A 13,475-nucleotide genomic window follows, 5' to 3' on the forward strand; every position below is an offset into this window, starting at 1 on the left:
CACACAACGGCTCACACCGATTCTGCGCCGAACAGGTAAGCGCGTGCGCCTGCTTTATCAGTCGCATACTCGCGTGAAAGAAAGTCACTGCAGTAGGCTTTTTTCGCCTCTGGCCACGTACGGTATCGGCGATAGAATTCGTTTTTATGGCAGATAAATAACTGGCGGGTATCGAGAGGCGATAGCTCCGCCAATAGCATATTGACTAGATCTCGGTTAGCCGTATTTGTGGCACGCAGCAGGTAGAAATAGCTGGGATGCTCCATCTCGATTCTGGGTTTGGCGCCGCGTGTCTCTGCCCATCGCAGCATGGCCGCTAGTCCGTCGTACTCATCGGGCAGTTCGTTTGCATACCGTGAGGCGCGACGTCGCATGTCGCTATAGGAGAGGCCGGTTACGTCCACCCCTTTATCCGTCAAGGTATCAGCCAGTATGAACGTCGTTTTCTGACGAAGAATATCGACTTCTTGATCGCTCCGCCCTTTGATAATCGGTTCGGCGAGTTTATTTTCTTGTAAAAACAGGCCTATCTTTTTACGTTCATCTAGGCTGAGTGTCTGTTTGACAGGGAACTTTCCTAGCGGCTTTTCGTTGCTGGCGATCAATGCCGAGCTGCCTATATCCTGAAAGAGGTAGAGGCCACCAAAATGCGACGTCCAGAAGTTCTTTTGCTCAAATACCTCATGTGCCAGGCGTACTGGATTGCGCGAAATATCGCCGGTGCGTTTGACGGTCTCGACCATGTCATCGATTAAATGACTATCAAACCAGCTATCTTCTTCCTCCATGAAGCGCTCGATAAGCGTCTCTAAGCGTGCCGCTTCTGCGATGGTCCCCGTAGTCGTGTCGGCTTCGACAATAATGCGGCGAATATCAAACAGCTGCTCAGGCACATCGACGCCCAATACCGAGTTTTCCAGCTCTCCCGCCACAGCATCGGTGGCCGTGAGAGCAAAAAGTTGCTGTTCATTGGCATCAATAAACCGCCGCAAGATGTCCCGGTTAGTGGAAAATTGGGCGTTTAGCAAAGGGCAATACTTTTGTTCAACCGTGAGAAGAATGAACTGTCGATTAACGCCGCCATGGTTCAAGTAGTAGTGATCCTCAAGCTCATCACCAATCTCCGGTGAGTAGCCGGAGATGTCGATATGAAACTCGCGCAGGGAGGTGGATTTCCCCGTTAGGTGCAGCAACGCACGGCCATAGCGCTCGACCAGTGCCTGAGAGCCGACATGAAAGAGGTTGCCAAACATCAGCCCCTTTTCAATCAAGCGTTTCATGTTTTCTGCCCCTCCAGGTAACGCTTACGCGCGGCTTCCTGAAGGCCTAAATCGCGAACCATGCTTTCGATGGCGGCGGCATCGGATTTACCCGCATAGCGGAACTCACTGTCGGCGTAGCGGTTAATCTCCTGTAGCACCATATCTGTGGTGATGGGCACTTTCAGTTCGTCAATCATGTTGGATTTAGTAACGTAATCCTTAAACAGAAATAGCTCTGGGTTTTCCATCCACTCATCTGGTAGCTCGAAGTCCATCGAGCGCACCTTGACTGCATCGGTGATGTTTTTAATAGCACGCCCGGTGAACCGTTCGTCGGCCTGCTGAATTGCTTTCAAGTAAGTGCCGAGCTTGGCGACGGTATCAAGTTCACCTATTTGAGAGTGGACGCGATCAAACACCGCCAGTAAGGTCTCCTCCTGGGGACGGCTATGTGATTGAAAAGATTGAGCTACCGCCTTCTGGATTTCCTGAGCGGCGTAAAGGTCATGCTCGCCCAAAGGAATCTGGTGGTTTTTACCTAGCAGCAGGTGGAGAACGTCAATGTAATCTTCTCGTGTTTGCGGCCCATCGACCAAAAAACGTGCGCCCGAACGCTGCCGCAAGGCATCATCGACGTTTTCGGGATAGTTGGAGAACATACCGAAAGTACAGTTGCCGCGGACAACCGTATTGGCACCCGCGAAGGCATCCATCAGCACGGCGGTAACCTCCTGCTGCCCCGCCGAAGACTGGCGGTCCCCCCGCTTGCCTGCAATCTGATCGATATCATCAACGGTGCCGAAGCCGATAACGCCTGGGTCCATCAGGTTGCTGATAAACGCTTTGGCGTTTTGACCAGACTTGCCCTGGTAGCTATCTATGTTGTCGATGCCGAAGTTCTGATAACGAAATGGATAGCCGGCCACTTGGCAGTAGTCGTGCAGGAGGCCCGCCATCATTTGAATCAAGGTGGTTTTACCCGTTCCTGGCTTGCCGTCGCCCATAAACGTGAAGATGAAACCGCCCATTTCCGCGAAAGGATTTAAGCGTCGCTCGAAATCGTAAGCCATCAGCATTTTGGCGAGCCGCAGAGACTGATACTTGGCTATGTGGTTGCCCACTACCTCATGCGGTTTTTTGAAGGCCATGGTCAGCGTTGGGGACTTTGCTTTGGTGGCCGGCTCGAATCCCCGCAGTGTCAGATCGTCAGCCTCTATGCGCCAAACGGCGTCGCTAAAGGGTGAAAGCCTTGGAGCGCTTTGCGCGCGCAGCGCGACTTTTTCCATGCATTGTTCGGCGAAGGCGCTAAGCGTTGCTGTTAATTGGCTCTCATTGCTGGCATGGCACGCAAGCTTTTGGTCGATTTCCCATAGCACGCCATTCAGAGCAAGCGACGCATTATCGGTCAATAGCTCGGCTACCTCGCCAATTTCGACGGTGGCGTCGCTAGTATGAGGCGCTATCAGGAAAGCGGTAGCATTGGCAAAGACATGCACGACGGTGAGCGCTTCACCTGCCAGTAGCTGGGTGAATTCAGCTTTGCGCTCCGTATTCAACGTACCTGCTAAATTAGCCCGTTTCAGCTCGGCAAGCCCGGATGAGGTTGCATAAACTTCGCCAACCGCCAATGCAATGGCCAATGCCCGTCGGAGTTGGTGAAGCGCTGTGGCTTGGAGTGGCGAGACAAGCGGGTCGTCTGTTTCAAACGCTTCAATACGGGCGCGCAAATGGACGCCTTCAGGTCGAGCGGTTGAACGGGTCACCAAACCCGGAGTGGTAGAGCGTAAACGGCGTGTCTGACTGATGCCGGGTGAGCGCTCTGGCGCGGTTGGTTGTCCTGAAGCTTCAGGTTTGGCTAGCCGTGGCGTATGGTCAATGCCTTCCAGCATGGCGGTGGCAGTGCCGTAATGCTTGCGAATATCCTCTTCGCGCAGTTCCATCTGGTCGCTAGTAAAACTCATGACATCCTCGTATGTAGGGCTATCCAGCCCCAATGACATTGCTCCGCTACCTTTGGTGCTCATTGATGCTGCTTAAGCGGTGAGCATTTATCAGGTAAATTTGGTGTACTGAACTGGACCTTAGAAACTCAATACTTGGCCCTTGGGGCTGACCACAAATTTGCGCACATCCAAAAAGCCGGGGGGATCAAGTTCAGTAAGCACTTGAAAGGGGTGCTGTGGCAGTATGATGGCGCGTTGTGTGTGCGAGGCGCCGGTATCTGCCCCGCGGCTGCCAAAAGGATCCAGCGCGAAGACCTCTCGTTCCACTTTGCTGAACCATCCAGCGCGCTCTTCACGTACTTGTTCGCTGGTTAATTGCTCGCATGTCCAGGCGAGCGCCCAATCCTGACCCTCTTGGCTTGCTGCTTGCTCAAGCACTTGGCGTAGCGGACCCGACTGCTCGGTATAAGCCGATGAGTACATTGGGCCAATGTGGTAGCGAGACAGCTGTTTGGGGTGTAGGTCGCGAAAATCCTTATCGAAGCCTTGTGCAATGGTCAGTAGCTTCAACCCCACAAGTGATTGCGACATTAGGTGTGCCTGTACCTGTGGCCAGCGGCTCTGATCCTCAAGCAAAGGGGTTCTGCCACTATCTTCTAATTCTACCAAGTAGATGACGGGCAGGTTGATTTGAGAGTCGTAAACCGCCCAGTGGATCAGAAACTGGCGGCGTCCGGTCTCGCTCGTGCCCTGCTCGATGAGAGTTGGATCGTTTTGTGCCCAAAACAAGTCGCCTTTTATCAGCGCCTCGTAATATAAGCGTTGCGATAGCGCAAACTGTAGTTTGCTTGGTGTTTGTCGCTCAGTGAGGATGGTGTGAAGCATCTGCTTCTTTAAAGCCTTCGCGGAAGGTGAGTTGGCAAGATGCAGGGCTGCTTGATGAACGTCGTTGCTCATGGTTAACAGCTCTGAGGCTACAGGAAATCCACTATCCCGTTTGTCCATAGTTAAACTGCCCAGCAGAGGGCTTTGCTCGTTGCCGACGAGCAGGTATTTCATGCTCAATGCTTTAAAGGTATGGTTCAGTCGAACAAGATACTCTGTCAGGACCTTGGCACTGGATTTGGTAAGTTTGCCTTCTGAGTGCAGTGTGACTGCCGTTCTAGACAGATAATGGATAATATCTTCGAACTTACGAAAATAGCGGCGTGAGGCAAAGGGGTCTGCCAAGTCAGTATGGTCGCGGCTAAGCTCAGTCATTGGGTGTCCCTGCCGAGAGCTGGGCTGCTCTCGATCGTCCTTTTATTGACCACGAGCGCCAATCAACACAGTGGATGAGTAAAGCATCTGATGTGTTAATTGATCGCTATTTAGCAACCGGAAAAGGGGTAGCGAGGTCAGCCGCCATAAAGGTTTTTATCGTGTTTTTCTACGATGGTTGAGAAACGCCGAGCAAAGCGCTCATCAGCCTTGGCTTTTTTCTCAATAATGTCGCGCGCAAATACCATGCTGTCTTCATGTGCTTCCATCATGTCGGCCATGCGTTTGTTCGTAGCCGCACCAATGCCTGCCATCGCGGTTTGGGCTTCCTTATCAGTTTCGACCCCGATTTCGTTGATGCGGTGAGCAACTTCCTGCTGCTGGGCGGTTTTGAGTGACTTTGTCAAAGCATCGTAAAGCACGACGCGCTGCTGGGTATCTGTCTGCAGCTTGTTGATCAATACCATTTGGGTAGCAGCCTGATTCTGCAAGCTATCAACCCAGGTTTTGCCCTTTTCAACATACCGTTCAAGGGTCTGAGATTTTGCGATCTTGACCTGCTCTAATTGCACCAGCGAATTGTATTTTTCATTCATGGCCGCCAATTCAGTTTCGAGGCGCGTCCTGGCAGTCGCATCCTGTTCCACGGAGATTTTATTCTCCAGCTCAACAATACCTGGATCGAGTTCCAGTAGTTCAGCGCGTACCGCTTCCAGCTCTTGTACCGTTGCTTCTCGATCATCCAGCGTTGCCGATAGGTTTTGTTGAACCTTGTCTTGCTGCTCTTTCAGTGTTTCCAACTGGTCCTGAAGAAGTGTAACGATAATGTCTGATTTTGAAATCAGATCTTGGAGTTTATCGTCGATATTAGCGCTACGAATTCGCTCTTGACGTAGCGACTCAGATTTTCCTTTGCTGAAAAAACCAACGAAGCTCTCCCAGCCCGACTTAGAGCGCATTTCATCGAAGTCTTTTGAGAAAGTCGCCGTCGTATCGTCCAAGCCCATGATAAGCTCGGCAATATTCGCGTTCATTAGCTCTGAATGGGCTTGAACGTCGTCAAGGGTGGCATTCTCGATGTCGAAACCTAGCTCATCGCCTGTCTCGATTTTTTCTCGCGCTGCTTCCATCGTCGAAGTAATCGAAGATATCTTCTCTTTAGAAGCGTTAACTTTTTCTTGCGAGTCTTGGATCATCTTATCGAACTGGGCAGTGCTCATAACTTTATCCTTAATGAATTATGATGAAGACCCTTAAAGAGTTAGCTTTATAGGTGATTTTTATTTCGATTTCAAATTTATAAGCACACCGTTTTTAATAGGCAAGTTATTGCTCGGGAGGGGCAATAACTTGCTTGCACTAGGCAATAGTTTGCCCGCTGGCGTAGGTGTTATTGTTTTTTAATGATGGTTAAATCATAAGAAAAAAATGGCCTTTTAAGCCTGCTTTCCCAAAAAAAATGCACGTTATGACCTCGCTTTCAAAAACACTTCGTGAGCGATCTCCCCTAGGCTAGACACATCGAATCACGAAGGCCGAGGCCGTCGTTTTCAATGTTAAACGAACAACGGTTTGTCACCCTCAGTGGGCGTCAGCCAGGGGAGGTTCCTATGACCACACTATCGACCACGCTCGCCAAACGCCTGGAAGACCCGCGCCTGTTCCGCCAGTACGCCTACGTGAACGGCAAATGGACCCACGGTGAAGGTGGCCGTGAAGAGGCAGTGCATGATCCCGCGACCAACGAAGCCATTGGTCATATTCCGCTGCTGGAAGCCGAACAGATTACCGCTGCGGTGGATGCCGCTGAAGCCGCTTTCGTAAACTGGCGGGCGCTGCGCGCTGACGAACGCTGCGAGCGACTGTTGGCTTGGTATGATCTGATTCAAGCCAACCGGGAAGATCTCGCTACCATCATGACGCTGGAGCAGGGCAAGCCGCTTCCCGACGCCCGTGGTGAGGTAGAGTACGGCGCCAGCTTCGTGCGCTGGTTTGCCGAAGAGGGCAAGCGCACCTACGGCGAAACTATTCCCAGCCATATCCCCAACGCGTCGCTTGGCACGATCAAAGAGCCGGTGGGGATTGCAGCGATGATTACCCCGTGGAACTTTCCGCTGGCAATGATTACCCGCAAAGCCGCTGCGGCATTGGCGGCGGGCTGTCCGGTGATTGTTAAACCGGCCAATGAAACGCCGTTCTCGGCGCTGGCACTGGCGGAACTTGCCGAGCGGGCGGGTATTCCTGAAGGCATTTTTAACGTGGTGCTGGGTGACCCGGCAGAGGTCTCCAAGATCCTGTGTGCTGAGCCGCGTATTCGGGCGCTGTCGTTCACCGGTTCTACCCGCGTGGGCCGGATTTTAATCGAGCAAAGCGCCAACACGGTCAAGCGGCTCTCTCTGGAACTGGGTGGCAATGCGCCGTTTATCGTTGGGCCGGATATGGATCCCAAAGAAGCCGCCTATGCAGCAGTGGCCGCCAAGTTCCAAACCGCCGGGCAGGACTGCCTGGCCGCCAATCGCATTCTGGTGCACGAATCCATTCACGATGAATTCGTCGAACAGTTCACTGAGCGCATGGCCGCACTCACTGTGGGTAACGGCCTGCATGGCGAAATTGATCTTGGCCCGCTGATCCATCGCCAGGCGGTGGAAAAAGCCGCCGCGATTGTCGATGACGCGGTGTCACGTGGTGCCACCATGATCGCAGGTGATCAAAGCCAGGCGCCCGGCGAGAACTTCTTTATGCCGGTGCTGCTGACCGGTGTGACGCCGCAAATGAAAGTGTGGCGAGAAGAAAACTTCGCCCCTGTGGCCGGTATTACGGCCTACAGCACCGATGATGAAGTAATCGAAATGGCCAACGATACCGAGTACGGCCTGGCTGCATATATCTACACCCACGATATCCGCCGCATCTGGAAGCTGATGCGCGCACTGGAATACGGCATGGTCAGTGTCAACTCAGTAAAAATGACCGGTCCGCCGGTGCCGTTTGGTGGCGTGAAACAGTCTGGCCTTGGCCGCGAAGGCGGCGCCACGGGTATCGATGAATACCTGGAAACGAAGTATTACTGCCTGGGTGCCTTGGGTTCGGTGTCCGGAAGCTAACCTCGACGTTATCACCCAGTGTACAAGGTGATAAACAGCATCGAACACGTCAATTGCCCAATGAGTTGGGCTCCTACAATGGCTTTGAAGCATGGGGGTTGTAGGAGTCCGACTTGTCGGGCGATATGTCCTTAATTGATAAGAGAGAACGCTATGAGCTTGCATCAGGATTTGATCGAACGCGACCGTAAAGTCACTTTCCACGCCTCTACCCACCTGCGTGACTTCGCCCACGGCGATTCGCCGGGCCGGGTGATCACCGGCGGTAAAGGCATTAACATCGTGGATAAGGACGGGCGCGAATTTATCGATGGCTTCGCCGGGCTTTACTGCGTCAACATCGGCTACGGTCGCACCGAAGTCGCAGAAGCGATCTACAAGCAAGCGCTAGAGCTCTCTTACTACCATACCTACGTGGGCCATTCTAACGAGCCGCAAATTGCGCTATCCGAGCGTATTCTGAAAATCGCCGGTATGAACATGTCCAAGGTGTACTACGGCATGTCCGGCTCGGACGCCAACGAAACCCAGCTCAAGATTGTGCGTTATTACAACAACGTGCTGGGCCGCCCGCAGAAGAAAAAAGTCATCTCGCGCATGCGCGGCTACCACGGTTCCGGCATCGCCTCTGGCTCGTTAACTGGCTTGAAAGCGTTTCACGACCACTTCGATCTGCCGATTGATACCATTCGCCATACCGAAGCGCCGCACTATTACCTGCGGGCGGCCGAGCAGCACGGTATGACCGAGCTTGAGTTCTCCGCTTTTTGTGCCGACAAGCTGGAAGCGATGATTCTGGAAGAAGGTCCAGATACCGTGGCCGCCTTTATCGGCGAGCCGGTGCTCGGCACTGGCGGTATCGTCCCGCCGCCGGAAGGCTACTGGGAGGCTATCCAAGCGGTGTTGGCCAAATACGATGTGTTGCTGATTGCCGATGAAGTGGTGTGTGGCTTTGGCCGTACTGGCTCCGAATTTGGCAGCCACCACTACAATATGAAGCCTGATCTGGTCACCATCGCCAAGGGCCTCACCAGCGCCTATCAGCCGCTGTCCGGCGTGATCGTTGGTGAGAAGGTCTGGCAGGTGCTCGAGCAGGGCACCGGCGAATACGGCCCCATCGGCCACGGCTGGACCTACTCCGGCCACGCGCTTGGCTGTGCCGCCGGGCTTGCCAACCTGGCGATCATCGAGCGTGAAAACCTGGTGGGCAACGCGGCGGAAACTGGCGGCTACTTCCAGCAGCAGCTCAAGGCCACCTTTGAAGGCCACCCGCTGCTGGGCGACGTGCGCGGCGTTGGCCTGATGGCGGCACTCGAGTTCTCGCCAGACGCCAAGCAGCGCCTGCACTTCGACCCGGCGCTCAAGGTCGGCCCACGAGTCGCCGCGGCGGCCATGGAAGAAAACCTGATTGCCCGCGCCATGCCCCAGGGCGATATTCTTGGCTTCGCGCCGCCGCTGACCATCAATCGTCGCGAAGTAGATGACATGATTGGCCGTGCCAAGCGCGCCATCGACCGCGTGACCGATGAACTTACTCGCTCGGGTGATCTGAAAACCGGCCAGCAAGAAGCCGCGTTTACGGTTTAAGTCGTACTTTCCTGCTTGAACGGCAGCGCCCGCCATTTTTAGGCGGGCGCTGTGCGTTTCACGGTAGGCTTAAAACCGAAGACTCACGCCCAGGCGAATATCACGACCGGGTTCGGCAAGTCCGACAATGCCTTCATAGCCCGGGATATGTTGGTAATCGGCATTGCTGGCATGGTCAAGATACTGCTTATCAAACAGGTTGTTGGCGGTAAGCGTAATGGCCAAATCCTCATCGCGTGTGGGAAGCCAGCGAACATAGGCATCGTGTACGCCGTAGCCGGGTTTGTCGATAGTGCCCACCGATGTTTCAAGATCGTCAATGCCTTCCACAAACTGGCTCCGCCAGCCTACTTGCCAATGGGGATTCACCTGGTAGTCCACGTTAGCGGTCCAGGTATCGCCCATGGTATTGCCCAGCCCGTTATATTCATAAACGGTAAGTGGCTGCCCATTGAGGTCGACATCATTGCGGTGGAAGCTGAGCCCTGCTGATAACGCCTGCCATTGATAATTGGCGCTTAGGATGAAGCCGTCAGAGGCCAGGTCGCCGACGTTTTCGTAGCGTATGGGCCCGCCGAGCGGGTCGGAAATCACGTCGTCAATCGTGGAACGGTAAACTTCGGCGTTGAGCTCCCATGGGCCTTGGGTAAACTGCACGCCCACTTCGCTATTGCGCGCCTGCTCGCCTCGCAGATCCATGGCATTGCTTGCGCCTTCCAGCTTGAAGGCATCGTGGGCTTTGGGGCCACGGAAGGCGCGGGCGTGGGAGGCGTTGACCATCACGTTATCGGTGATATCCCACTCTACCCCCAGGTTGGGGCTTATATCATCTTCGCGATAGGACAGGCCGCTGTTATCGGTTAGCCGGTAGCGGTCGTAACGCGCCCCCGCGCTCAAGCGTAAACGGTCGGTCAGCGTGATGTCATCCTGGACAAATACGCCCGCCACTTCGCCGCTTTCGTGCTCCTGCTCAGGATTGTCCGCGTAGCCGGCGGTGACGTCGTCGTCGCGGTAATCAACGCCGTAAGTCACCTGATGCCTGCCCACCCGCGAGGTGTTGGCAACACTGGCACCGGTGGACTCGGACTCTCCTAAATAGCGCCCCCAGCGGTCGGCAACATTCTGTTCGACATCAGCCGTGGTGTGGTAGAGCGAGGCTTCCAGGTCGAGCCACGCCTGGCCCTCGGGGCGAAGCTGGTAATTCAGCGTGCTGGTCTGGCGTTCCCCATCCAAGGCGTAAAGCGGGTTGAAGCCGCTTACTACCCACTGGGGGCGCTGGGTACGTTCGCCTTCGTCCTGGCGGATTTCGTGACTCAGCGTAAAGCGCTGGGCAGCGAAGTCACCGAGTAATTTAAACTGTCCCAGTTGCTGTTGGGCGTCGGTCCCGGCTTGTTTATTTCCATCGCCGTCTTCAAAACGCTGATGGTCGCGGTCTACAAGTGTCCCCATGGCGCTCCACTGGTCGTTGAAACGGCCAAACAGTGTGGTGCTGACCCGGTGACCTTCCGGATTGGTGCCGGTTCCCGCCGAGATTAGCCCGCCAAAACGCTCGCCGTCGCGCAGCAGGTCATCCGGGTCTTTGGTGACAAAGCGCACGCTGCCGCCCAATGCACCCGGCCCATCGGTGGCGCGGCCAGCCCCCGCGCTGACCTCAACGCGCTTTAGCAAAGCGGGGTCGACACCGATCCGCCCAGTGTGATGGAACAGGCTGCCACTTTGCGAGGCACCGTCGATGGTCACGTTAAGCAAGGGGTCTTCAATACCGCGCAGATACAGCTTCTGGGCAATGCCTAGCGCACCGCCGACATTAACCTGCGGATCCTGATCAAAAATGTCGCCCAAGTCGTCGGCTTGATAACGCTCCAGGGTGCCCTCTTCAACGACGCTATCACTGCTGTTGAGGGACTCAGCGACTACCTGGAGAGGATCAAGCGATGTATCCGGTTGAGCCAGTGCGGTGCCACTCATAAGGGCCGCAATACTCAAGCTAAGCGGGTGGCGCAAAAATCGGGCGGAGTGGTGCATAGTGACAAAGTGCTCCCAAAGACATTTTTATAGATGATTATTATTCTCGTTTGAGTCGCAATCGCTGGCTAGCATTTTTACAACTGTTACAAATGACGCTATTCAGCGCCGTTGATGGGTAGCGAGATGGTGTGCTGAAGCCCGCCGTGGGGATGATTCTGGGTGGTGATATGGCCACCTACCGCATTGATTTGCCGACGGGCCAGTGCCAACCCCAGCCCCGTGCCTTCGGGGCGGGCCTGGCGGGCTTCTGCGGTACGGAAAAAGGGCGTAAACAAATGCGCGAGTTGCTCTTCCGCGACCCCGGGTCCGCTATCGCGCAGGGTGAGCGCGTAGCGAGGGCCGCATTGGCAAAGCGAAAGCGTTAGCGTGCCGTGTTCGCCGCAATAGTGACAGGCATTGCGTAGCAGGTTTTCAAGCGCCTGGCCCAGCGCCCGCTGGCTTGAGTGGTGAAGGGGTGCGCTGTCGGGCAGGTCGACATGCCATTGATGATGGGGATACTCAAAGCGCACATCGTCGATCAGCGCATCGAGTAAATCGACCAGGTCAAAATGATCATGTTGCAGCCTGGGCGCTTCATGGCTTAGCCACGCCAGTGTCAGTGCATCATTGACCAGTTCGCGCATCTGCCGACTGTCTTGTTCCAGGCGTTTGATGTGCGCAACTGGGATGGGCAGCGCTTGCATTTGATCAATGGTCAGGCTTAGCCGCGTGAGCGGGGCGCGGATCTCATGGGAAAGATCGGCCAACAGCTGGCGTTGCTGGGTAATGGTCCCCTGGGTTTTCTGCGCCATGCCGTCAAAGCGCTTCACCAGCTCGCCTAGCTCATCGTCCCGTTGGGTAGCGTGGGTGGTGGGGTGGGGGTTGCCATCGGTTAGCGCCTGGGTGGCGTCTCGCAGGTAGTGCAAAGGACCCATGATATGCCGGTATAGCAGCCAGCCAATCGCCACCAGCGTCAATAGTGGAATGAGCCCGTTGACGCACCAGATGACGAGGCCAAGGTGGCTCCCCGGGCGCATGCGCTGGGGTAGGGTGATTAAAAAGTGGCGATGGCCCCCCTCAAAAGTGATATCCATGATCGGATTGTCGGGAAAATACAGGTGAATAGGCCATTCAATCAGCCGCCCCAGGCGGTAGCCTTCCTTAAACTGTGCGGACAGCGTTCCCCCTGCGACCGGTGTGACATCGGAGGTGACCACCGCGGCCCAGGTGTCCTCCTGCGCTTGTAGGGCATCTAGCCACTCGCCCAGTGCCTGCATATCGCCTGCGGTGTACAACGCCTCTGCCTTTGTTCCCCAGTCGGCAAGGGTGCGTTGATGATGGGGGGCTATGACGCTCATTTGACGCTCGGCCCACTTTTCCAGCAGCGATGTACTAAGCACCAGCGCGATACCGCCCAGTGCTACGACACCGCACAGCTTCCACAGCAGGCGCTGTTTCATTGCAGGCAATAGCCTTTGCCGTGCTGGGTTTGCAGGCGCCGAGCGTCAAAACCGGCGCTATTCAGCTTGCGACGGATACGGCTAATGTGCATATCCAGGCTGCGATCATAGGGGCTGTGCTCGCGTTGGAATAGACGCTGGTATAGATAGGATTTACTCAGTGTTTGTCCTTTATGGTCGGCCAGTAACCAAAGCAGGCGAAATTGGAGTGGCGTTAGTTCAACGCTATGCCCTGCAACGTGAAGGGACGCTGCGTTGCCATCTAGCCAAAGCGAGTCGATGGCCAGGTGCCTGGCGTTAGACGCAGGTGGCATATGGGTGATGCGTCGCAGCAGGGCCTCAATGCGTAGCGTCAACTCCAGCGGGTGGAAGGGCTTCGCCAGATAATCGTCGGCACCATTCTGTAATCCTTGAATACGTTCTTCTTCGGCACCGCAGGCACTTAGCATGAGGACCGGCATGGAAGCGTGCTGGCGAAGCTCGGCCAACAGTTCGTGGCCGCTCATACCGGGTAAACGTACGTCCAGTAGCAGCAGGTGTATATCACCCACTTGAACACGCATTAAGCCTTCCTCTGCGTTCAGGCACTGCGTGACCCGATAACCTCTTTGGCTAAGCAGGCTCCTCAGTTGTTCGCCTAATACGGGATCGTCATCAATGAGTAATAAATGTGTGCTGGGCGTCGTCATGTATCAAGAGAGTATTTTATTCGTTAATGATAATCATGATTGTTTGTTTTGTGGTTGGCAAGTTTAACCCACCGAAAGCCGTTGATAAGGGGGTGTGGAGGTTTCTCGCGAGCCCGCTACGCTTAGTCTCAGACAATGCAATCGCAGCAAGTGGAGGCGC

General features: G+C 55.0%; 9 protein-coding genes. 2 read left to right on the forward strand and 7 right to left on the reverse strand.

Annotation, left to right across the window (positions count from 1 at the left end; genetic code table 11):
• Nucleotides 1–11: 11 nt before the first annotated feature.
• From CPH17_RS17180 to CPH17_RS17195, 4 genes are all read right to left on the reverse strand, one after another.
• Nucleotides 12–1,280: a DUF6638 family protein gene (locus tag CPH17_RS17180; RefSeq protein WP_074395434.1), complete on the reverse strand. Its 1,269-nt coding sequence runs from the start codon at nucleotides 1,278–1,280 to the stop codon at nucleotides 12–14.
• Complete coding sequence (locus tag CPH17_RS17185) at nucleotides 1,277–3,223, reverse strand: AAA family ATPase (protein WP_074395435.1); 1,947 nt, start codon at nucleotides 3,221–3,223, stop codon at nucleotides 1,277–1,279. The genes CPH17_RS17180 and CPH17_RS17185 overlap by 4 nt, the downstream gene beginning before the upstream one ends.
• Before the next feature lie 120 nt (nucleotides 3,224–3,343).
• Nucleotides 3,344–4,435, reverse strand: coding sequence for a hypothetical protein (locus tag CPH17_RS17190; protein WP_197668825.1), 1,092 nt, complete (start codon nucleotides 4,433–4,435; stop codon nucleotides 3,344–3,346).
• A gap of 167 nt (nucleotides 4,436–4,602) precedes the next feature.
• Nucleotides 4,603–5,685: a hypothetical protein gene (locus tag CPH17_RS17195; protein WP_074395437.1), complete on the reverse strand. Its 1,083-nt coding sequence runs from the start codon at nucleotides 5,683–5,685 to the stop codon at nucleotides 4,603–4,605.
• A 390-nt stretch (nucleotides 5,686–6,075) separates the two neighbouring features.
• Between CPH17_RS17195 and CPH17_RS17200 the strand changes: the two genes are divergently transcribed.
• Together CPH17_RS17200 and CPH17_RS17205 are read left to right on the forward strand one after the other, a co-directional pair.
• Nucleotides 6,076–7,572 carry an NAD-dependent succinate-semialdehyde dehydrogenase gene (locus CPH17_RS17200; protein WP_096300497.1) on the forward strand — a complete coding sequence of 499 codons (1,497 nt, stop codon included), beginning with the start codon at nucleotides 6,076–6,078 and terminating at the stop codon, nucleotides 7,570–7,572.
• Nucleotides 7,573–7,725: 153 nt separating this feature from the next.
• A complete protein-coding gene (locus tag CPH17_RS17205; RefSeq protein WP_074395439.1) occupies nucleotides 7,726–9,159 on the forward strand; it encodes an aminotransferase in 1,434 nt (477 codons plus the stop codon).
• A 69-nt stretch (nucleotides 9,160–9,228) separates the two neighbouring features.
• Here CPH17_RS17205 and CPH17_RS17210 read toward each other — a convergent pair whose 3' ends face one another.
• The 3 genes from CPH17_RS17210 to CPH17_RS17220 form a co-directional block, all read right to left on the reverse strand.
• Entirely contained in the window at nucleotides 9,229–11,127 is a 1,899-nt protein-coding gene (locus CPH17_RS17210; RefSeq protein WP_197668826.1) for a TonB-dependent receptor domain-containing protein, read from the reverse strand.
• Nucleotides 11,128–11,282: 155 nt separating this feature from the next.
• Nucleotides 11,283–12,626, reverse strand: a complete 1,344-nt coding sequence (locus CPH17_RS17215; protein ID WP_074395441.1) for a sensor histidine kinase — start codon at nucleotides 12,624–12,626, stop codon at nucleotides 11,283–11,285.
• A complete protein-coding gene (locus tag CPH17_RS17220; RefSeq protein ID WP_074395442.1) occupies nucleotides 12,623–13,315 on the reverse strand; it encodes a response regulator transcription factor in 693 nt (230 codons plus the stop codon). Before CPH17_RS17220 ends, CPH17_RS17215 begins: the two co-directional genes overlap by 4 nt.
• Nucleotides 13,316–13,475 lie beyond the last annotated feature (160 nt).

The organism is Halomonas sp. hl-4 (assembly GCF_900215475.1).
Taxonomy (GTDB): domain Bacteria; phylum Pseudomonadota; class Gammaproteobacteria; order Pseudomonadales; family Halomonadaceae; genus Vreelandella.